General features: G+C 64.5%; 15 protein-coding genes and 1 tRNA gene. 13 read left to right on the top strand and 3 right to left on the bottom strand.

What is annotated here, in order from left to right:
* Window positions 1-24: 24 nt before the first annotated feature.
* Complete coding sequence (locus AC1DOP_RS25580; protein ID WP_442124314.1) at window positions 25-1323, bottom strand: acetyl-CoA hydrolase/transferase family protein; 1299 nt, start codon at window positions 1321-1323, stop codon at window positions 25-27.
* Window positions 1324-1459: 136 nt separating this feature from the next.
* On the opposite strand from AC1DOP_RS25580, the gene AC1DOP_RS25585 reads away from it, so the two are divergent.
* From AC1DOP_RS25585 to AC1DOP_RS25615, 7 genes are all read left to right on the top strand, one after another.
* Complete coding sequence (locus AC1DOP_RS25585; RefSeq protein WP_442124315.1) at window positions 1460-1846, top strand: VOC family protein; 387 nt, start codon at window positions 1460-1462, stop codon at window positions 1844-1846.
* Window positions 1847-1922: 76 nt separating this feature from the next.
* Window positions 1923-2699 (top strand): hypothetical protein, encoded by a 777-nt coding sequence (locus AC1DOP_RS25590; RefSeq protein WP_442124316.1) that lies wholly within the window; start codon window positions 1923-1925, stop codon window positions 2697-2699.
* 93 nt (window positions 2700-2792) lie between these two features.
* A complete protein-coding gene (locus AC1DOP_RS25595) occupies window positions 2793-3560 on the top strand; it encodes a 3-hydroxyacyl-CoA dehydrogenase (protein WP_442124317.1) in 768 nt (255 codons plus the stop codon).
* 130 nt (window positions 3561-3690) lie between these two features.
* A complete protein-coding gene (ggt, locus tag AC1DOP_RS25600) occupies window positions 3691-5472 on the top strand; it encodes a gamma-glutamyltransferase (RefSeq protein ID WP_477254078.1) in 1782 nt (593 codons plus the stop codon).
* A gap of 60 nt (window positions 5473-5532) precedes the next feature.
* Window positions 5533-9849: a hybrid sensor histidine kinase/response regulator gene (locus AC1DOP_RS25605; RefSeq protein ID WP_477254080.1), complete on the top strand. Its 4317-nt coding sequence runs from the start codon at window positions 5533-5535 to the stop codon at window positions 9847-9849.
* 56 nt (window positions 9850-9905) lie between these two features.
* Window positions 9906-10610: a response regulator gene (locus AC1DOP_RS25610; protein WP_442124320.1), complete on the top strand. Its 705-nt coding sequence runs from the start codon at window positions 9906-9908 to the stop codon at window positions 10608-10610.
* Between the two features lie 109 nt (window positions 10611-10719).
* A complete protein-coding gene (locus tag AC1DOP_RS25615) occupies window positions 10720-12831 on the top strand; it encodes a hybrid sensor histidine kinase/response regulator (RefSeq protein ID WP_477254083.1) in 2112 nt (703 codons plus the stop codon).
* On the opposite strand, the gene AC1DOP_RS25620 is transcribed toward AC1DOP_RS25615, so the two are convergent.
* Window positions 12832-13131 (bottom strand): nuclear transport factor 2 family protein, encoded by a 300-nt coding sequence (locus AC1DOP_RS25620; RefSeq protein ID WP_442124322.1) that lies wholly within the window; start codon window positions 13129-13131, stop codon window positions 12832-12834. It abuts the gene before it with no gap.
* A gap of 161 nt (window positions 13132-13292) precedes the next feature.
* Here AC1DOP_RS25620 and AC1DOP_RS25625 point away from each other — a divergent pair, with 161 nt between their 5' ends.
* Together AC1DOP_RS25625 and AC1DOP_RS25630 are read left to right on the top strand one after the other, a co-directional pair.
* Window positions 13293-14744 (top strand): tyrosinase family protein, encoded by a 1452-nt coding sequence (locus AC1DOP_RS25625; protein WP_477254085.1) that lies wholly within the window; start codon window positions 13293-13295, stop codon window positions 14742-14744.
* Between the two features lie 785 nt (window positions 14745-15529).
* A complete protein-coding gene (locus AC1DOP_RS25630) occupies window positions 15530-16339 on the top strand; it encodes a LuxR C-terminal-related transcriptional regulator (protein WP_442124324.1) in 810 nt (269 codons plus the stop codon).
* A 136-nt stretch (window positions 16340-16475) separates the two neighbouring features.
* On the opposite strand, the gene AC1DOP_RS25635 is transcribed toward AC1DOP_RS25630, so the two are convergent.
* Window positions 16476-16550 (bottom strand) — tRNA-Arg (locus tag AC1DOP_RS25635).
* A gap of 144 nt (window positions 16551-16694) precedes the next feature.
* Between AC1DOP_RS25635 and AC1DOP_RS25640 the strand changes: the two genes are divergently transcribed.
* Genes AC1DOP_RS25640 through AC1DOP_RS25655 form a run of 4 tightly spaced genes read left to right on the top strand, consistent with a single transcriptional unit; the run spans window position 16695 to window position 22035 of the window.
* Window positions 16695-18611, top strand: coding sequence for an ATP-binding cassette domain-containing protein (locus tag AC1DOP_RS25640; protein WP_442124325.1), 1917 nt, complete (start codon window positions 16695-16697; stop codon window positions 18609-18611).
* 50 nt (window positions 18612-18661) lie between these two features.
* Window positions 18662-19387 (top strand): CAAX prenyl protease-related protein, encoded by a 726-nt coding sequence (locus AC1DOP_RS25645; protein WP_442124326.1) that lies wholly within the window; start codon window positions 18662-18664, stop codon window positions 19385-19387.
* A gap of 39 nt (window positions 19388-19426) precedes the next feature.
* Complete coding sequence (gene epsL, locus AC1DOP_RS25650; RefSeq protein WP_442124327.1) at window positions 19427-20635, top strand: XrtB/PEP-CTERM-associated polysaccharide biosynthesis outer membrane protein EpsL; 1209 nt, start codon at window positions 19427-19429, stop codon at window positions 20633-20635.
* A gap of 20 nt (window positions 20636-20655) precedes the next feature.
* Complete coding sequence (locus tag AC1DOP_RS25655; RefSeq protein ID WP_442124328.1) at window positions 20656-22035, top strand: undecaprenyl-phosphate glucose phosphotransferase; 1380 nt, start codon at window positions 20656-20658, stop codon at window positions 22033-22035.
* Window positions 22036-22059: the final 24 nt, after the last annotated feature.

Genomic DNA, 22059 nt, shown 5'->3' on the forward strand with positions numbered 1-22059 from the left:
GAAGGAATCAAGAGGAGCGTCGAATCAAAACACGCACATCTTGTCGGCTTCTTCTCTCAGCCACGGCCTGAAATCCGGATGCGCAATCGCAATCAACGCCTGGGCGCGCTGCTTGGCCGACTTGCCGCGCAGCTGGGCCACGCCCCATTCCGTCACCACATAGTTGACGTCGTTCTTGCTGGTGGTGGCGTGGGTGCCGGGCGAGAGCGTCGGCGCGATGCGCGACACCGTGCCGTCCTTGGCGGTCGAAGGCAGCACGATGAAGGACTTGCCGCCGCGCGAGCGGTTGGCGGCGCGCACGAAGTCGACCTGGCCGCCGGTGCCTGAGTAGGGCAGGTGGCCGATGCTTTCGCTGCCGCATTGCCCGAGCAGGTCGACCTGCAGGCTGGCGTTGATCGTCACCAGCTTGTCGTTCTGGCCGGCGATATACGGGTCGTTGGTGAAGTTCGACGGATGCATCTCCAGCATCGGGTTGTGGTGCATGAACTCGTAGAGCTTGCGCGAGCCGAGCGCGAAAGTGGCCACCATCTTGCCCGGCAACAGGGTCTTCCTGCTGTTGTTGACGGCGCCGGATTCGACCAGGGTCAGGATGCCGTCGCCGATCATCTCGGTGTGGATGCCGAGGTCGCGTTTGCCGGTCAGTTGCATCACCACCGCGTCCGGGATGCCGCCGTAGCCGATCTGCAGGGTCGAACCGTCCTCGATGTGTTCGGCCACGAGAAGCCCGATGGCTTCCTGCACCGGGCCGATCTTCGGCAGGCCGACTTCCATGATCGGGTCGTCACTCTCGACGATCGCCGTCACCTGCGACAGATGGACGTGGCACTGGCCATGGGTGAAGGGCACGTTCGGATTCACCTCGAGCACCACCGCGCGCGCCTTGGCCACCGCCGCCATCGTGTAGTCGGCGCCCAGGCTGAGGGCGAAGTGGCCGGAGGCGCTCATCGGTGAGGCCATGGCGAACACGACGTCGGCCGGCATCAGGCCACGTTCGATCAGGGTCGGGATCTCGGAAAAATAGTTCGGGATGAAGTCGCACCAGCCGCCCTGGCCGCCGGCGCGCGAGGCGCCGCCGAAGAACAGCGCCGCGTGGCGCACGTGCGGCCGGCACGCTTTCTCGAAGTAGCCGTACTTGCGCATCGCCAGGATCTGCGCGACCTTGACGTCGTTGAAGCGCCGGTACTGTTCGGATAGCGCGTGCAGCAGGGAAGGGGGCTCGCCGACCCCGGTGGGCACGATGATCATGTCACCGTCGAGCAAGTGATCGAGGGCGTCGAGGGCGCTGCCGCGTTTCGACTGGTACATCTCCTGCAGAGTCTGCATTGCCGTCTCCTGTCGTTATCCTGTGGTGCCGTATTCCTGTCCAGCATAGCAGGCTAGGCCCGGATGCTGACAGGGAGTTGACGGCCTGCTACAGTGAAAGAGTTTTAATTCGACAATTTTTGGAGACGGAGAGCGCATGAAACGGGTAACTGGCATCGGTGGCATTTTCTTTAACGCAAAGGACCCGGTGAGCTTGCGTGCCTGGTACAAGCAACACCTCGGCATCGACGTCATGGACTGGGGCGGCACGGCCTTCAGCTGGAGCGACGAAGAGGGCAAGCCGACCGGCGGCATGACGGTCTGGTCGATCAACGCATCGGACACCACGCTGTACGCGCCCAGCACTGCGCCCTTCATGATCAATTACCGGGTTCATGAGCTGGCCGCGCTGCTGCAGGCCCTGCGCGACGAGGGCTGCCAGGTGCTCGACAAGACCGAGGACGGCGAGTACGGCAAGTTCGGCTGGGTCATCGATCCCGAGGGCAACAAGGTCGAGCTGTGGGAGCCGCCGCCCGGCCAGTAATTCCTGTCATGCAGGCGCGCGCCTGCCGTCACTGCGCGCGCCGATAATGGCCTCATCCAGCCAATCGAGGTGAGCCATGAATCAGATCGGAATATGCGGCGCGTTGGCGCTGTCCGCGCTGCTTGTAGGCACGGTCCCGGCGGCCCAGGCGCGCCAGTCCCAAGTCCAGCCCCAGGTCGAGAGTCCGCAGCAGACGCGGCAGGCCCAGGAAGCCAGGCAGCAGGCCGAATCCTATTTGCGCAAGGAGGAGAGCGCCGCCACCGGGGCCCGGACCCAGAGCACCGACCGGGCCAACCAGGATGCCGGCGTGGCCGACGAGGCGGCCGGCCACAGCGATGCCGCCCGGCCCGCGCGCAGTACGACTCCGAACGCGGCGCCGCCCTCGACGCTGCCGAGCGGTAACCAGGGACCCAGCTACGGTCCAGTCCTGAACCCGCGCCAGCCGCAGACCGCCGATCCCACGCGCAAGGACCCGGCCGAGGTGCATGACGAGACCGACAGCCTGACCCGCCAGGCCCCGCCCCAGCAGTCGCAGCAGCCGCGCCAGAAGCAGCAGAAGCAGTCGAGCCGGACCCAGCGCCGCCGCGAAGCCTGGCAGCCGGCCGGTCCGCTGGCGCCGCGTCCGCTGGATGGCGGCGAGGCGGCGGCGATCGGCTATGGCGCGGTGCCGGTGCCGGCGCCCGCCATGGCGCCCGAGCCCGTGGTGCCGAGTTCGGCGCCGCTGAATTCCTGCGTCGGCGGAGCCTGCCGCGACGCCGCCGGCGGCACCTACAACCTCGGCCCCACCGGCGCCGGCGTCAGCAGCAGTGGGCGCCCCTGCACCCGCATCGGCACGACCGTTCAATGCTTATAAACATGGCGCTGATCGCTGAAGCTCGCTACAATCCAGGAGTTGACGTTTACGTAAACGTTACTCGATTTACTCGAAACTGGAGGAGACAGCAGCATGCAGATTCAGAACAATGTATTCATCGTGACCGGCGGCGCGTCCGGCCTGGGCGCCGCGACTGCGCGCATGATCGTGGAAGCCGGCGGCATGGTCGTGCTGGCCGACGTGCAGCTTGACGCCGGCGAGAAGCTGGCCGCCGAACTCGGCAATGGCAAGGCGCGCTTCGTGAAGTGCGACGTGACCCTTGAGGCGGACGGCATGGCCGTCGTCGAGGCCGCCACCGCGATGGGCACGGTCCGCGGCCTGGTCAACTGCGCCGGCGTGGCGCCCGCCATCAAGACCGTCGGCAAGGACGGCCCGCACCCGCTGGACGCCTTCCAGCGCGCGATCAACATCAACCTGGTCGGCACCTTCAATATGTGCCGCCTGGCGGCCGACGCCATGGGCAAGACCGACGCTCTGGAGCACGGCGAGCGCGGCGTCATCATCAACACCGCCTCGGTCGCGGCCTTCGACGGCCAGATCGGCCAGGCTGCCTACGGCGCCTCGAAGGCCGGCGTGGCCGGCATGACCTTGCCGATGGCGCGCGACCTGTCGCGCAGCGGCATCCGCGTGATGACCATCGCCCCGGGCATCTTCGAGACCCCGATGCTGATGGGCATGCCGCAGGAAGTGCGCGATGCGCTGGGCAAGATGGTGCCGTTCCCGCAGCGTCTCGGCATGCCGGGCGAGTACGCCCACCTGGCCAGGACCATCATCGAAAACACCATGCTGAATGGCGAGACGATCCGCCTGGATGGCGCGATCCGGATGCAGCCGAAATAATCGGCAGAGGATAGTCAGGCGCGGACTTGCCGTGAGCAACTTGCTTATTTGATGTAGGATGCTCCGTGATATCGGGCGTGCGGGTCGACAACACCTTCGGCTGCACGCCCTGTTTTTTCCGGAGAACCGAATGAAGTTGAAGTCGAAGCTGATCGTCCTCGCGGCCGTCCTGGCCAGCATCCAATTCCCTGTCCTCGCCCAGGATTCACTCCAGCGCGCACCCGAAGCCGCCACCGGCTACCAGCAGAAGTCCGGCTGGGCCGCGCGCAACTACATGGTCGCGGCCGCCAATCCGCTGGCGGTCGAGGCCGGCTACGAGATGCTGAAGCAGGGCGGCACGGCGATCGACGCCGGCATCGCGACCCAGCTGGTGCTGACCCTGGTCGAGCCGCAATCCTCGGGCATCGGCGGCGGCGCCTTCCTGATGTACTACGACGGCAAGAAGGTGCAGGCCTTCGACGGCCGCGAGACCGCGCCATCGAAAGCCGACGAGCACCTGTTCCAGCATCCGGACGGCAGCCCGCTGTCGCGCACCGAGGGCATCGTCGGCGGCCGTTCGACCGGCGCGCCGGGCGTGCTGCGCATGCTGGCCCTGGCCCACAAGCAGCATGGCAAGCTGCCCTGGAAGACCCTGTTCGGGCCGGCGATACGCCTGTCCGAGAACGGTTTCAAGGTCAGCCCGCGCCTGCACCAGCTGCTGGCCGGCGACGCCTGGATTCGCAAGGATGCGGCCGCGCGCGCCTATTTCTACGGCCCGGACGGCAAGCCCTGGCCGGTCGGCCACGTCCTCAAGAATCCGGCGCTGGCGCTCACCCTGCGCGAGATCGCCGAGGGCGGCGCCGACGTCTTCTACCAGGGGCGCATCGCGCGCGACATCGAAGCCAAGGTCAAGAGCCACCCGACCAATCCGGGCCTGCTCACCGCCGCCGACATCGCCGCCTACCAGCCCAAGTTGCGCGAGCCGGTCTGCAGCGACTACCGCGCCTACACGGTCTGCGGCATGCCGCCGCCATCCTCGGGCGGCATCGCCGTGGCCCAGATGCTGGGCATGTTCGAAACCCGCGACATGAAGGCGCTGGCACCCACCAACGGCATCCCGAACGCCGACGCGGTGCACCTGTTATCGGAAGTCGGACGCCTGGCCTATGCCGACCGCGACCGCTACGCCGCCGACACCGACTTCGTGCCGCTGCCGGGCCGAGGCATTCCGGCCCTGCTGGACAAGAACTACCTGGGCAAACGCGCAAGCCTGATCGGGCCACGCTCGATGGGCAAGGCCGAGGCGGGCAATCCGCCGGGCGTGGAAATGGCCTGGAACTGGGGCCTGGACAATTCGATCGAGGCGCATTCGACCTCGCATATCGTGGCCGTCGACCAGTATGGCGCCGGTCTGTCGATGACCACCAGCGTCGAGGATGCCTTCGGCTCGCGCCAGATGGTCGACGGCTTCATCCTCAACAACCAGCTGACCGACTTCTCCTTCGATTCGCGTGACGCCAGCGGTCCGATCGCCAACCGGGTCGAGCCGGGCAAGCGTCCGCGCAGCGCGATGAGCCCGACCATCGTCTTCGACAAGAAGACCGGCCGCTTCGTCGAGGCGATCGGTTCGCCTGGGGGACCGCTGATCATCAACTATGTGGCCAAGGTCCTGGTCGGCACCCTCGACTGGGGTCTCAACGTGCAGGAGGCGATCGCCTTGCCGAACTTCGGCAGCCGCAACGGCCCGACCGAGCTCGAAGCGGGGCGCTTCCCGCTTGCCACGATCGAGCAGCTGAAGGCGCGCGGCCACACGGTCCGCGTGTTCGACCAGAACTCCGGCCTGCACGGCATCGAACGCATGGACATCCATGGCGTGCCGCTGTGGTTCGGCGGCGCCGACCCGCGCCGCGAAGGTGTGGCAAAAGGCGACTAAAACGATAGCAAAAGTGTATTTATCCAACAAAGGGGCGGCAGACTTTGCTACCCTTGCTTTGTGGATACTAAACATGACCTGGTAGGGCGCTCGCTGCAGCGCCTTTGCGCGTTGCTGCTGCTGACGCTGGCCTGCCTGCTGGGCGGGACGGCGTTCGCTGCGCCGACCCCGACCTTGCGCTTCGAACACCTGTCGGTGGACGACGGGCTGGCCCAGGAATCGGTGCTGGCCATCGTCCAGGACCGCGACGGCTTCATGTGGTTCGGCACCCAGTCCGGCCTGTCCCGCTACGACGGCTACCGCTTCACCAACTTCCGCAACGTGGTTGGCGATCCGAGCTCGCTGGTCAACAACTGGGTGCGCGTGCTCTACGTCGACCACAAGGGGCGGCTGTGGATCGGCACCGACGGCGGCCTCGCCCTCTACCATCCGGACAGCGGCAGCTTTTCCAGCTATCTGCCGGACGAGCCGGCCAAGCGCGGCAACGGCAACCGCCACATCCGCGCCATTGCCGACGACGGCAAGGAAGGCTTGTGGCTGGCCACCAGCGACGGCCTGCAGCACTTCGACATCGCCAGCAAGCGCTTCGCCACCTGGCACCACGTGCCCGGCGTGGCCGACAGCCTGGCATCCGACAATCTGAGCTCGCTGGCGCTGGATCCCGGCGGCCGGCTATGGGTCGGCACGGCGAACGGGCTGGACAGCATCGAGCCGGACCTGATGCGCTTCAACCACCACCGCTCGCCGCAGGGCGGCAAGTTCGACGTGGTCCAGGCCCTGCTGCTGGACGCCAGCCACCGCCTGTGGATCGGCAGCATGGGCGGCCTGGAACGCCGCGCACTGGATTCCAAGGGCCAGGGGCAGGGCGGGGCGGAAGCGCTCACCCTGTTCGGCGTGGCGAACGGCATGCCGCCTGGCGAGGTCAGCGCGCTCTACCAGGACGGCGAGCGCCAGGTCTGGGTCGGCACCCACGATAGTGGCCTGTACCGCTGGCTGCCGGCGGCCGGCCGCTTCGAGAACCATCCGCACCGCATTACCGACAACTTCAGCCTGGGCGACAACCAGGTGTCGGCCCTGTACAGCGACCGCGTCGGCACCTTCTGGACCGGCACCTGGTATGGCGGGGTCTCGCGCGCCGACCTCGGCGGCGGCGGTTTCGCGCGCATCGTGCGCGGTCCCGACCTGCCGATCACCCTCAACGACAACAAGGTGCGCGGCATCGTCGCCGACGCCGGCGGCAAGCTGTGGCTGGCCAGTAACGGCGGTCTGCACCACTTCGATCCGCTCACCCGCCAGGAAAAGACCTGGCGCCTGGCGCCGGGCGAGGCCGGGCTGTCGGGTAACGCGATGGCCACCGCGGTGGCCGTCGACCGCGACGGCAGCCTGTGGATCGGCGCCCGCAACGGCCTGGTCCACCTGGACCCGAAGAGCGGCCGCCTGACGCGGCGCACGCTGTCCGCCAGCGACGCCAACGCCAACTTCGTGCGCAACCTGATGGTGGCGCGAGACGGCGTGCTGTGGATCGCCACCCGCGGCGGCCTGCACCGGCTGGATCCGAAGAGCGGCAAGCTGGTCACCTACCAGCACAACCCGGCCGAGGGCGCCAGCCTGGCCGACAACATCGTGCGGCCGATGCTCGAGGACCGCCAGGGCCGGATGTGGGTCGGCACCTTCGACGGCCTCGACCTGCTCGACCGCGCGACCGGCAAGTTCCGTCACTTCCGCCACGATCCGGCCGACATCACCAGCCTCAGCCACGACGAGGTGCATTACCTGCTGGAAGACCACCTGGGCGACCTGTGGGTCGGCACCGCGGTCGGCCTGAACAAGATGGTGGTGGGCAGCGACGGCACCCCGCGCTTCCAGCGCTACACCAGCCGCGACGGCATGCACGACGACGCCGTGGCGGCCATGCTGGAAGACCAGGACGGCCAGATCTGGGTCAGCACCTCGAGCAATATCGCGCGCCTGGATCCGGTCAGCGGCAGCTGGCGCAACTACGACGCCGCCGACGGCACCATCGAGGGCGCCTATTTCGACGCCTCGGCCCTGCGCGCGCCCGACGGCACCCTCTACTTCGGCGGCAACAACGGCATCACCGCCTTCCACCCGCGCGCCCTGCACGACAACCTGATCGCGCCGCGCGCCGTGATCACCGGCATGCAGATCTTCGGCGCGCCGGTGCACAAGAGCCATCCGGGCCTGGCGTCCTGGCCGCTGGAAAGCGCGAAAGGCATCACGCTGACCGCGGAAGACACCGTGTTCACGCTGGAGTTCTCGGCGCTGCACTTCGCGGCCCCGCAGCGCAACCGCTTCGCCTACCGCCTGCTCGGCTTCGACCACGACTGGATCGCCGCCGATGCCGGCAAGCGCTTCGCCACCTACACCAACCTCGACCCGGGCGAGTACACCTTCCAGGTGCGCGCCGCCAACAAGGACGGGGTCTGGAGCGACGCCCCTGCCTCCTTCAAGATCACGGTGCTGCCGCCGTACTGGAAGACCTGGTGGTTCCGCGGCGTGGTGGTCCTGCTGGTGCTGGGCATCGGCTATGGCGTGTTCCGCATCCGCGTGGACGGCCTGCGGCGCCAGAAGGAGCTGCTTGAGCTGCAGGTCAGCGCGCGTACCGAGCGCATCGAACAGCAGAACCGCCAGCTGGAGCGCCAGACCGCCGAGCTGCGCGAGCAGCAGCGCCAGGTCCGCCGCCGCACCGACGAGCTGGCGCGCGCCAACGGCGCCCTGCAGGAGAACGAGGAGCGCCTCTATCTGGCCAAGCAGCGCGCCGAGGACGCCACGCGCCAGAAGTCCGAGTTCCTGGCGAACATGAGCCACGAGATGCGCACTCCGCTGGCCGGCGTGATCGGCATGCTCGGCTTCGCCTTGCGCGACGGCCAGCTGAAGGACACGACCCGCGAACAGATCCTGCGCGGCCAGGCCAATGCCCAGTCGCTGCTGGCGATCATCAACGACCTGCTGGATTTCTCGAAGATCGAGGCCGGCAAGCTGACCACCGAGAACATCGACTTCGCCCTCGACGAAACCATTGGCCACGTGGTCACCCTGTTCGAGGAGCAGGCCGGCGCCCACAGCGTGGGCTTCGCGGTCCGCCTGGACGACGACCTGCCGCGCTTCGTGGTGGGCGATCCGACCCGGCTGCGCCAGATCCTGGTCAACCTGGTCGGCAACGCCTTCAAGTTCACCGAGAGCGGCACCGTGACCGTGCGGGTCGAGCGCCGTCCCGAGGACCAGGTCGACGCGCCGGGACGCAACATGATCCGCTTCTCGGTCGAGGACACCGGCATCGGCATCGAGGCCGATGCGCTGCCGCGCCTGTTCCAGAAATTCGAGCAGGCCGATGCCGGCACCACCCGGCGCTACGGCGGCACCGGCCTGGGACTGGCGATCTGCCGCCAGCTGGTCGAACTGATGGACGGGACGATCGGCGCCGCCAGCACGCCGGGCAGGGGCTCGACCTTCAGCTTCGTGCTGCCGCTGGCCGACGGCGTGCAGCCACCGGTGGTGGCGCAGGTGGCGCGCGAGCCGCATACCCACCGCCTGCGCGTGCTGTGCGCCGAGGATTACCCGACCAACCAGATCATCGCGCGCATGATGCTGGAAGAGCTGGGCCACCAGGTCGACGTGGTCGAGAACGGGCTGCTGGCGGTGGCGGCCTGCGCCCGCACCCGCTACGACCTGATCCTGATGGATGGCCGCATGCCAGATATGGACGGCGCCACCGCCACCCGCCTGATCCGCGCCGGCGGCCCGATGGAGGCGCCGGTGCTCGACCAGCACCTGATGATCGTCGCCCTCACCGCCAACGCCAGCGAGGAAGACCGCTCGCGCTACCTGGCCTGCGGCATGGACGCCTTCCTCACCAAGCCGATCGACGACATCCAGCTGCACTTCCACCTGAGCCGCGCGATCGAGCGCCAGTTGCAGCGCGGGATCGAGCTGCAGCCGATGGTGCCGCCCGAGGTGCGCGCGCCGGCCGCCAAGCCGACCACGGCCGAGCTGGACGCCATGTTCGGCGTGTCCAGCGGGCCGGCGCTGCCGGACCCTTCGGCGCCGGTCGGCATCTCGCCGAAGTTCGGCCGCCGTGCCGGCGACATGATGGGCAAGATGCGCACCGCCTTCGCCGCCGACCTGCCGCGCCGCCGCAGCGAGCTCGACGCGGCGCTGGAAGCCGGCGACACCGAAGCCTGCGGCCGCTTGCTGCACGGCATGCGCGGCAGTGCAGGCTACCTGGGCGAGGCCAAGCTGCATCGCTTGTGCACCGAACTCGAGAGCGAAGCCGACGCCGGCCGGCTGGACGAGGTGAGGGCGCGCCTGCCCGAGCTGTTGGCCATGCTGGCGCGCTTCGAGGAAACCACGGCCTGAATCGTGCGCGCCCGGGCACTGGGTATAATTTGCTTAAGAACAATAGCGGAGACGCGATGAAGGTCTTGATTGTCGATGACGACGTGGTGTCGCGCATGATGCTGATGCACATGATCGACAGCGCCGGCAGCTACGAGGTACTGGAAGCCGAGGACGGCGAGGACGCCTGGCGCCAGCTCGACGCCGGCGTCGATCCGGCGATGCTGTTCTGCGACCTGCGCATGCCGCGCCTGTCCGGCATGGAGCTGCTGGCCCGGGTCAAGGCCGACGAGCGCTTTGCCGGCCTGCCTTTCGTGCTGGTCTCGGCCGCCGGCGACGGCGCCACCATGGAACAGGCGATCGGCCTGGGCGCCGACGGCTACATCGTCAAGCCCTTCGACGCCGGCAAGGTGCGCGGCTACCTGGACAGCCTGGCCCGGCAGCAAGAGCAGGCGCACGAAAGCCCGGACGCCACCATGGAAAGGCTGGGCATCGACGCCTCCCGCCTGCTGCTCTACCTGGGCGGCCTGCAGCGCCAGCTGGCGAGCGCCGGCGCCGAGGTCGAGCGCCTGCTGGGCGCCGGCCAGTTCGACGCCGTCCGCGCCCACCTCGCGCGCCTGGCCGAAGGCTGCCGCACCCTCGGCCTGCTGCACGCCGCCGCCGCGCTGGAGACCCAGGCCGCACTGCCGCTGGCGGGCGCCGCCCTCGCACGCGAACTCGCAACTGCCGGCGCCGCGGTGCAGCGCAAGATCGAGGCGGCGCGCCGCTTCGCTCCCCTGTAAGGGGCGTCACCGCACAGAGCGAGACCGCAAGCCTGTGCCAATTGCGCGCCGCCCGGCCATTGTTTCTTATTACAATCGGCCGGATGAGCGCTTCAAGATGGACAGGACGGTGACTTCTTCTTTCGGCTTCCTCACGGGCGGCGGCCTGATGGGCGAACACATAGCCGCGCACGACTGGTCGGCGACGCCGCTGGGACCGATACCGTCCTGGCCGTCCGCCCTGCGCATCGCGCTGGGCAGCGTCCTCAATTCCAAGTTCCCGAATTTCCTGTGCTGGGGCCCTGAGCTCATCAGTTTCCATAACGACGCCTACCTTCCCATCCTGGGCCTGAAGACGGCGCTCGGACGCCCTTTCCGCGAGGTCTGGGGCGAAGCCTGGGACACGGTCGGTCCGATCGCCGAGCGCGCCTGGGCGGGCGAAGCCTGCTATTTCGAAGACCTGCCGGTGACCAGCACCCGCCTCGGCTATCCGGCCCAGCATCACTACAGCTTTTCGTACAGCCCGGTGCGCGACGAGGACGGCCAGGTGGCCGGCATCCTGTGCACGGTGATCGAAACCACCGGCAAGGTGCGCGCGATCGACGAGCTGCGGCGCCTGAACGACAGCCTGAGCCACCAGGTAGCCGCCCATGCCGCCGACCGCGACCGCCTGTGGCGGATCTCGCCGGACGTGATGGCGGCGGCCTCGCTGGCGACCGGGCGCTTCCTGACCGTCAACCCGGCCTTCACCGAAGCCTTCGGCTGGAGCGCCGAGGAGGCGATCACCCGGCCCTTCATGGAGATGGTGCATCCGGACGACCGCGAGGACGTCGCCGTCCACATGGGCATCCTGGCCCAGGGCACGCCCCTGGTCGGTTACCAGACACGGGTGCTGCACAAGAACGGCTCGCATCGCTGGGTGCAGTGGACGCTCTCGCCGGAGGGCGAGCTGCTGTACGGCGTGGCGCGCGACATCACGGCCGAGAAGCAGCAGGCCGACGCCCTGCGCCAGGCCGAGGAGGCGCTGCGCCAGTCGCAGAAGATGGAAGCGGTGGGCCAGCTGACCGGCGGCCTGGCGCACGACTTCAACAATATGCTGGCGGGCGTGGCCGGCCACCTGGAGCTGATGAAGCTGCGCCTGCGCATGGGCCAGACCGGCGACCTGCCGGCGCGCATCGACGCCGCCCTCGGCGTGACCCAGCGCGCGGCCTCGCTCACGCACCGCCTGCTGGCCTTCTCGCGCCGCCAGGCCCTCGACCCGAAGCCGACCAGCGTGAACGCCCTGGTGATGTCGATGGTCGACCTGGTCAAGCGCTCGTCAGGACCCTCGATCACCCTGCGCACCCAGCTGCATTCGGCCCCGTGGACCACGCTGTGCGACCCGAACCAGCTGGAGAGCGCGCTGCTGAACCTGGCCAACAACGCGCGCGACGCCATGCCGGAAGGCGGGGTGATCGTGATCGAAACCGAGAATGCGGTGATCTCGCCACTGCAGGCGGGCCGCTACGGCGACCTGAAGCCCGGCGAATACGTGCTGGTGACGGTGCGCGACAGCGGCGCCGGCATGCCGCCGGACGTGCTGGCGCGCGCCTTCGATCCCTTCTTCACCACCAAGCCGATGGGGCAGGGCACCGGACTCGGGCTGTCGATGGTGTACGGCTTCGCGCGCCAGTCGGGCGGCCATGTGCGCATCGATTCCATGCCGGGGAAGGGCACCGAGGTGCGCATGCTGCTGCCGCGCCTGGTCGCCGAAGCGCCGCAGCCGGAAGTGGCGGATGGCGATGCCCCGCTGCCGGCCGCCAGTCGCAAGGGCACGGTGCTGGTGGTCGACGACGAGGCCGAGATCCGCTGCGTGATGGCAGAAGTCCTGCGCCTGCAGGGCTATACGGTGATGGAAGCGGCCGATGCGCCCCAGGCCCTGCGCCAGCTGCAGGAGCGCGTCCGCGGCGGGCGCCCGGACATGCTGGTGACCGACATCGGCCTGCCGAACGGCATGAACGGCCGCCAGCTGGCCGACCAGGTACGCATGCTGTGGCCGCAGATCCCGGTGCTGCTGGTGACCGGTTACGCGGAAAGCACGGTGATGCGCAACGACACCCTGCCGGCGCAGATGGAACTCCTGACCAAGCCCTTCGCGATGACGGCGCTGGTCAAGAAAGTGGGCGCCATGCTGGGGGCGGGGACCGGCGCCAGTGTCAGCAGCGGCGCGAACTCCGGCGCCGCCGATGAGGTGCCGGCCTGATTACTTCTTCGGCGGCGGCACCGGATTGATTTCCTGCGACCAGACCACGGCGGCGATCTTCCAGCCCTTCTCGGTGCGCACCAGCTGCCAGCTTTCCTTGCCCCAGTTGCGGCGGTAGCTGCCGTCCAGGAAGCTGTAATCGAACCACACCTGGGCGACTTCGCCATCGGTGTCGATGCGGACGTTGGAGAAGGTCTCCTCGGCCGGCATCGGTGCTTTGGCGACCATCTCGATGAACGCGCGCGGCGTGCTGCTGAAGAACTTCTTCCATTCATGGCCTATGGGTTTCGAGGAAAGCAACTTGAACGGCAGGGTTGCTTTTAAGGGAAACAGCAATTCATATGAGATAGATCAACGCCCCCTACGTACGCTGCAATATCGTCAAGAACTACGCTTCGGGCTGCTTAGCACAATTGGCCGCGTAGTTCTTGAGGTAGGACAAAGCTACTAAGGAGTTTGAGATGGATCATGCAAATATGAGCAGAAGAGCGTTTCTGGAGCGCTCTGCGCTCGCCCTGGGCGCAGCCGCTGCGCCGATCGAGTTGTTCGGGCAGACCCTCCTGACGGTTCGTCCCGAGTGGCAGGCATTTAAGATTACGCCACAATATGACTCGTTGTTGAAAGCCGTCAGGCTGATGAAAGCGAATACGAATGCCGGCAGTCCGAATAGCTGGACGTATTGGACCAATATTCACGTTAGTAAATGCCCGCACAGCCTTCCATATTTCCTCGCATGGCATCGCGGCTACATCTACTATTTCGAGCGCCAATTGCGCGCCGTTTCCGGAGACAGCAAGCTGGTCCTCCCATACTGGGATTACTATACCTATGCCCAACTTCCGGCCGAGTTCACGAACCCGAGCACCGATAATCCTCTTTATGTCGAGCGGGTGAACACGAATGTCCTGCAGGCTTTGAGCATGGCGGCCTTTGACAGCACGGTGACTAATTTCCAGGAAGGTAAGTCGCAGGCATTCGAACCGATCTTCGAGAGTGCTCCGCACAATCAACTCCATAACCTCATCGGCAACGCGATGGCGGACATGGTTTCGCCCAACGATCCCATTTTCTGGCTCCACCACGCGAACGTCGACAGAATATGGGTGTCATGGGTCGCTGCCGGCGGTGGGCGCAAGATGCCGGCGCTGACCAATTCCTATTGGTCGGGGAAGCACGTGTATACGAGTTCCCTGAGCATGCTCAGGACACAAACCTACAGTACTCGAACCACACTGGCCTACCGCTATCAGAACGAAACCATGCCGACCAAGCTGCCTCTGGCCCAGGTGGAAAGCGACAGGCAGAATGCACGGCTGTTCCGCGTGCAGGCAACCATGGATAGCCTGCCCGCCACGATGCCATCCGTGGGTTCGTTTCGGATTTCCCCGCCGCACCAGACCAGCGACACGAGCTTCGCGCTGGGCGGTGCGCTGGATGTCGGGCTCGCCGAGCGTTCGGTGAGCGTACAGTTACCTGTCAGCGCGGAACACGGCCGGGCACTGGCCGACATCGCAAAAGGGAACCCGGCACGCATCGCCGGGGTAGCGAAGACTTACCGGTCGGCGCATATCGTGCTGGATGCCATCGAACTGTCCGAATTGGGAGAGAAGGGTGGCTATTTCTACAAGATCTATTTGAACATTCCTTCAAGCAATCGCTCGTCTGGCAATACGCGCAGCGTCTACCTCGGTACGCTTGGCGCTTTCGAGATTCATGCTGCGACTCATCACGGCAGCGGACATGGTCCTGTGCGTCTTCGCTACAAGATAAAGCAGGCAATCGGCGGCGCTACAGTCACCGAGATCGGCATGATGTCGCTATCGTTCGTGCGGGTTAGCGGCAGTGATACCAAGAACGGCGGAGCGATCGGCATTGGGGAAGTGCGGGTGGAAGCCGACGACGACGATTCTTAATGCCGGCATAAGGCTGGATCCAGCAGTTCCGGCACTTTGCTCAAGTGCAGGAGTGGCTCCGTAAATCATGTGCTTCGGAAGTGAACAACGCGGCAATCAAATGAGGATTGCGCGAATAAAAGGTGGACTCGATACATTCAATGCCATGCTTGATAAAGCTGCGTCCATGTTTCGAGTCCCGAGTATCCAACGCCCAATATTCGTAATGTCGATATGGTTCTTATCGCAGTGTATTCTGGAATAAGAACGACGCCGCAAGGTTCTCTATCGTCCAGGGGCGCGGTGCGGAAGCAGGGTCCCTGGCCGCTCGGTTCTTGTTTATTTCATTGTAAATAAATAAATGTTGGCGAATAAGGTTAGCTATACGAATGAGTGGGTGTGAATTCGGTTTTCCAGGTAAAAATAATAAACGGAATGTCGTAATCGGGGATGCGGATGGATTAGGGCAATGCATGCGGAAATCTTTTGAACTGGATCGGCAGTTAAATCACGCAAACGCCAAATATGACGATTGTCTTGCTTGTTCATTATTTATGGTGTGTTGTTCAATATTGAAAGGAAAGAAGTGTAAAAATATGGGCCTATAAAACAACAGTGTTTTTATTGACACACCAAGGGTGCGATCGATTACATTATCAGTTGAGTCCGCTGTTTGACTAGTGGTAGTTGAACGGGAAGCTTATTTATCATGGTGAAATTTGTGTGAGATAAGTGAGGCCGCCGATCAGTTGCTATTGCGGTGTAAAGAACTGTTCAGAAGAAATAAAAAAGAAAGGCTCCTGAAAATGATTAATGTAGTCGTGGCAAGTAGCCTGTCCTTGCTTCGTGAGGGCATGAAATCGCTTCTTTTACGACATAAGGACATACGAGTGGCTGCGGAAGTTGCTTATATGGAAGACGCCTTGGCAGCCGATGCGGCCGTTAAGAATGGCGTTGCAGTCATCCTGGCACCCTTGCAGTATCGTGATGAAAATAGTGCAGCGCTGGCCTCCTCCGAATGGAAGCATCGGCGTCTGATCACTGTGACCTTGGGAGATGACATTGTTACGGTGCAAGCGGCCCTGCAGATGGGGGCCAGGGGAATCTTATATAAAAGTTGCACGCCGGATAATATTTTGAATGCTATCCGTATCGTGGCAGAGAATCAGTTTTATGTCGCAAAAGAAATAGCAACACTCATTGCGACAAATTTGAAGTCGTTCAGTGCAATGAATGCCTTCGTTCACTTGACACAACGTGAGTTGGAAATACTAAAGCGTATTGCGATCGGCAGAAGAATGTCGACGATCGGTCGGGAATTGGGAATCAGTTCAAAGACAGTGAGTTCGCACAAGGCAAATATTTTGGATAAGCTGGCCCTGACATCCGACTCGGAACTGGTTCTGTATGCCATGGAAAACGATCTGTTCGATCTATTAGTCGATCACACTAAACGTAAAAAGACAGTCGCCAAGAGGACACAATTCAGAAATGGCATGAACGCCATAGGGCAAAGCGTGATCTTCACGAAGGACTGTCATGAAATCGAGTCCGGTACAAGAACTCATCGACGACATCGTATCGGGAGTGTATCCGGACCCGAAGTCGATTCGTGAACGCTATGTTCTGACGCAATCCCTGCTTCTGCTGGTATTTTTTGCAAAACGCAAACCAGATAAACAAGGGGATCGCTCGACAGCGTTGATGAGAGCAGCCATCAAGAAGATGATGGAGCATCCGGATACGTGAAGATGGTCCCCCCGACAGGAATCGAACCTGTATCTCACGCTTAGGAGGCGCGCGTACTATCCATTGTACTACGGGGAGGACTCAGCGGTTCGGCGAGCGGACCCTGAGAAACAGGCCGGAATCGTGAACCGACCGCAATTATAGCCGATGATCCAGACAATATTGGAAGTTCGGTCCCGCCAGTCGGTACAATGCGTCTTTCCCTCATTGCTGCACACGATCATGGCTGTCATCTCCCTCACTTCCGCGCAACTGGCCTTCGGCCACGTCGCCCTGCTCGACCATGCCGATTTTTCCCTGGAGGCCGGCGAGCGCGTCGGTCTCATCGGCCGCAACGGCACCGGTAAATCCTCGCTGCTGAAGATCATTTCCGGGCGCTCGAAACTCGACGACGGCCTGCTGGTCATGCAGCAGGGCCTCAAGATCGCCTACGTCGAACAGGAGCCGGTGTTCGATCCGGCCATGACCGTGTTCGATGCCGTCGCCGGCGGCATGGGCGAGCAACAGGCGATGCTGGCCGAGTATGAATCGCTGACCGGACAGTTCGGCCAGGGCAACGACGACGCGCTCATGGAGCGCATGCACGAGTTGCAGCACAAGCTCGATGCAAGCGATGCCTGGAACATCGGCAACAAGGTCGAGACGACCCTGGACCGCCTCGGCCTGAAGGGCGATGCGCAGATGGGCACGCTGTCCGGCGGGATGCAGAAGCGGGTCGCGCTGGCGGTGGCGCTCGTATCTGCGCCGGACGTGCTGCTGCTGGACGAGCCGACCAACCACCTCGACTTCAGCTCGATCCAGTGGCTGGAGGGCCTGCTGCGCGAGTACCGCGGCTCGGTGCTGTTCATCACCCACGACCGCCGCTTCCTCGACAACGTCGCCACCCGCATCATCGAGCTCGACCGTGGCCGCCTGCTGTCCTTCCCGGGCAACTTCAGCAAGTACCAGGAGCGCAAGAAGGAATTGCTGGCGATCGAGGAAATCGAGAATGCCAAGTTCGACAAGGTGCTGGCCCAGGAAGAGGTGTGGATCCGCAAGGGCGTGCAGGCGCGCCGCACCCGCGACGAAGGCCGCGTGCGCCGCCTCGAAGCCCTGCGCCTGGAGCGCGCCGCGCGCCGCGACCAGCAGGGCCAGGTGCGGCTCGACGTCGGCTCCGGCGAACGCTCCGGCAAGATCGTGGCGGAGCTGGAAAACGTCTCCAAGTCCTACGGCGAGAAAGTGATCATCGAAGGCTTCTCCGGCATCGTGCTGCGTGGCGACAAGGTCGGCCTGATCGGTCCGAACGGCGCCGGCAAGACCACCTTGCTCAGGATTATCCTTGGCGAGGAAACGGCCGACAGCGGCACGGTCAAGCTCGGTACCAAGCTGAACGTGGCCTACTTCGACCAGATGCGCGCGCAGCTCAATGAGGAGGCGTCGCTGGCCGACACCATCTCGCCGGGCAGCGACTGGGTCGAGGTCAACGGCCAGCGCAAGCACGTGATGAGCTACCTGGGCGACTTCCTGTTCGCGCCGGAGCGTGCCCGCTCGCCGGTCAAGTCGCTGTCCGGCGGCGAGCGCAACCGCCTGCTGCTGGCCCGCCTGTTCGCCAAGCCGGCCAATTGCCTGGTGCTGGACGAGCCGACCAACGACCTCGACATCGACACCCTGGAGCTGCTGGAAGAGCTGCTGGCCGAGTACAGCGGCACGGTCTTCCTGGTCAGCCACGACCGTACCTTCCTCGACAACGTCGTCACCGAGGTAATCGTTTCCGAAGGGCAGGGGATGTGGCGCGAATACGTCGGTGGCTACAGCGACTGGGAGCGCGTGAAAACCGAGGCTGCCAAGGCGCCGGCTGCGGCCGCGAAGACCAGCCCGGTTAAAGCGAACGAAATGTCATCCAGCGCACAGAACGCGTCTGGCAAGAAGGTAAAGTTGAGCTACAAGGAACAGCGAGAGCTGGAGGAGCTCCCTCAGCTCATCGCCAGCCTTGAAGACGAGCAGTCGGCGATCACGGCCCAACTGAACGCGCCAGACTTTTACAAGACCAATCCCGCCGATGCGCGCAGAATCAACGGCCGTTTCGCGGAGATCGAGGACTTGCTGCTTGATGCCCTGGAACGCTGGGAGCGCCTCGAGGCGCGCGTCAGGGGGGAGTAGCATGGCTCGCTAGAGAGCGCAGGCCAAGTGCCTGCCGATGATGGAGAGACATGACTGAACATGACGAACGCATCGCTCCACCCGCCGCGGCGACACATCCGGCCGATGCACCCATGTTCAGCCGTGCGGCCTGGGTCCGCATCCTGCCGTTCGCGGCCTATCTGTTCTTCATCGTCGCCGGCGACGTCCTCGAACGCCTGGGCGTCGCCTCCTCCGCGCTGCTGTGGCTGTATCCCGCCAAGATCGCAGCCGTCGTGCTGCTGCTGGCGCTGTTCTGGCGCCACTATTCCGAACTCAGGCATTTCCGCCTTTCCACGCCCGCGGTCCTGACCGCGCTCGCCACCGGCGTCGTGGTGCTGGTGCTGTGGGTCAGCCTGGACGCCGGCTGGATGATCTTCGGCTCGCCTGCGGGTTTCGATCCTCGCAGCGAGGGCCGGATCGACTGGCTGCTGGTCGCCATCCGCATCCTCGGCGCGGCCCTGGTCGTGCCAGTGATGGAAGAATTGTTCTGGCGCTCCTTCCTGATGCGCTGGGTTGCTGCCCCCAATTTCGACTCGGTTGAGCCATCTCAACTCGGTCCCAAGAGCTTCATCATCACCGTCCTGCTGTTCGGCTTCGAGCATAACCTGTGGCTGGCCGGCATCGTCGCGGGCGCCGCCTACAGCCTGCTGTACATGCGTCACCGCAGCTTGTGGTCGCCGATCCTGGCGCACGCCGTCACCAACGGCCTGCTGGGGATCTGGGTCGTCCGTACCGGTAACTGGTCGTACTGGTAAATCCGTCCAGCGCGTTTAACCTTAAGAAGACAAACAATCATGTTGAATTCCCGCGTGCGTCCCCTTGCCCTGCTGATTTGCTCCGCCTTCGCTGCGATCCCGGCCGTGCCGGCCGGCGCCGGGCCCAACGATGCGCTGCATGTCTATGGCGGCGTGGCTTACGGTCACGACGACAACCTGCTGCGCGTTCCCGAGGACCAGCCCGCCTTTGACAACACGCGCGGCGATTCGTGGTGGACGCGTGAAGCTGGCTTGATCTTCGATAAGACCTACAGCCGGCAGCGCATCACGCTCGTCGCCAAGCTGTCGAAGACCAGCTTCGATCACTTCAAGCAGCTCGACTACGACGGCAAGGACTTGCAAGCGAACTGGAATTGGCAACTCGGAAATCACCTCGAAGGCAAGATCGGCACCTCGCTGGAGCAGGTGCTGGCCCCGTACACCGATTTCGCCAGCACGGAGCGCAACCTGCGCCGCACCCGAAGCAGCTACGCCGAAGGCGCCTGGCGCTTCCATTCGGCCTGGAGGGTGCGGGCCGGCTTCCAGCGCGACAAGTACAGCTACGAAGCCCTCAGCAACCGCTACAACAACCGGACCGAGGACGCTTCCGAACTCGAACTCGACTACCTGGCGCGCAGCGGCAGCACGGTCGGCCTGGTGGCGCGCCATGTGAAGGGCAAGTATCCTGTCCCGCGCCCGGTCGGTCCCTTCGCCTTCAACGACAACTTTACCCAGGACGAGTTGAAGGCGCGCGTGCGATGGCTGGCAACCGGTTCGACCACGCTGGATGCCCTGGTCGGCTACACACGCCGCAACCAGCCTTCCTTCGGCGAAGGCCGGACCAGCGGATTCGCCGGCAAGATCAACGCGACCTACCAGCCGCGCGGCAAGATGACCTACACGGCGGCGGTGTGGCGCGATTTCGCCCCGCTCGAAAGCACGGTGGTCAGCTATACCCAGAACACCGGCGCCAGCGTCGGCGCCCAGTGGGATGCGACCGCCAAGATCTCGGTCAACGCCGACGCCACCTATGAACGCCGCAACTACAACCCGCGCCGCGACTTTGCCGGCTCGGACAACCTCCGCGATGCGATCCGCACGACCAGCCTGCGCGCGACCTGGCATCCACGCCCCCTGCTGCAGGTGCAGGGCGGGGTGGCGCACCAGTCGCGCAGCGGCTCCGTGGTCCTCGGTACTGGCAGCTTCAAGTCGAACAGCGTGACGCTGACGGCCAACGCCCAGTTCTGAGGCAGTTCCAACAGGTTCCTATGACGGTCAATGACATACCACTGATCTCGTTTTTCCAGCGGGTGCTCGATCCCCTGATCATCATGGGAACGCTGTACCTGTCCGCGCTGCTGTTCCACGAACCGTTCTCGGGCTACATGCTGGTGCTGATGATCCTGGCCTTCTTCATTTCGTCGGCCGTGTACCAGCACATCGATCCCTACCGCACCTGGCGCAGCGGACGCATGTGGGCCTATGCGCGCGATACCGTGTTCGGCTGGGCCGTGACCCTGGCCGTGCTGTGGTTCCTCGGTTCGTCGAGCGGCCTGAAGTACTTCTACGACGCCCGCGTGCTGGCCACCTGGGCGATCGCGACGCCCGCGATCCTGCTGACCAGCCACATCGCCGCGCGCCTGGCGAATTCGCCGAACCGCAGCAAGGAGGTGCGCTCGGTGGTGGTGGTGGGCGCCAACGACGTCGGCCTGAAGTTCGCCGGCGTGGTCGAGAAGCATCCGAACCTCTTCATGGCGGTGCGCGGCTTTTTCGACGACCGCACCGACGACCGCATCCCGGCCGGCATGCATCACCCGATGCTGGGCAAGACCGGCGAGCTGGCGCAGTACGTGCGCGAGCACGGCATCAAGATGATTTTCATCAGCCAGCCGATTTCGGCCCAGCCGCGCATCCGCAAGCTGATCGACGAATTGCAGGACACCACGGCCTCGGTCTATTTCCTGCCCGACGTCTACATCTTCGACCTGATGCAGGCGCGCTTCGACAACGTCGGCGGCATGCCGGTGATCGCCATCTGCGAGACCCCTTTCATGGGCCTGAACAGCACCATCAAGCGCGCCTCCGACGTCGCGCTGGCCGCGCTGATCCTGCTGCTGCTGGCGCCGCTGATGCTGGTGGTCGCCATTGCCGTGAAGCTGAGTTCGCCGGGACCGGTGATCTTCCGCCAGCGCCGCTACGGCCTGTATGGCGAGGAGATCATCGTCTACAAGTTCCGCTCGATGAGCGTGATGGAAAACGGCGCGACCGTCACCCAGGCCCAGCGCAACGACGGCCGGATCACGAAGATCGGCGGCTTCCTGCGCCGCACCTCGCTGGATGAGTTGCCGCAATTTGTCAATGTCTTGCAGGGCCGCATGAGCATCGTCGGCCCGCGCCCGCACGCGGTCGCGCACAACGAGCAGTACCGCAAGGTGATCAAGGGCTACATGTTGCGCCACAAGGTCAAGCCGGGCATCACGGGTTGGGCCCAGGTCAACGGCCTGCGTGGTGAAACCGCCACGCTGGACAAGATGGAAGCGCGCATCCAGTACGACCTCGATTACCTGCGCAACTGGTCGCTGTGGCTGGATCTGTGGATCGTGCTCAGGACGGTGAAGGTCGTATTGACGCGAGAAAACGCATTTTAAGTGTGTTTTGTCGGAAATTAAGTC

It is taken from the genome of Massilia sp. 01N410 (genome assembly GCF_056399665.1).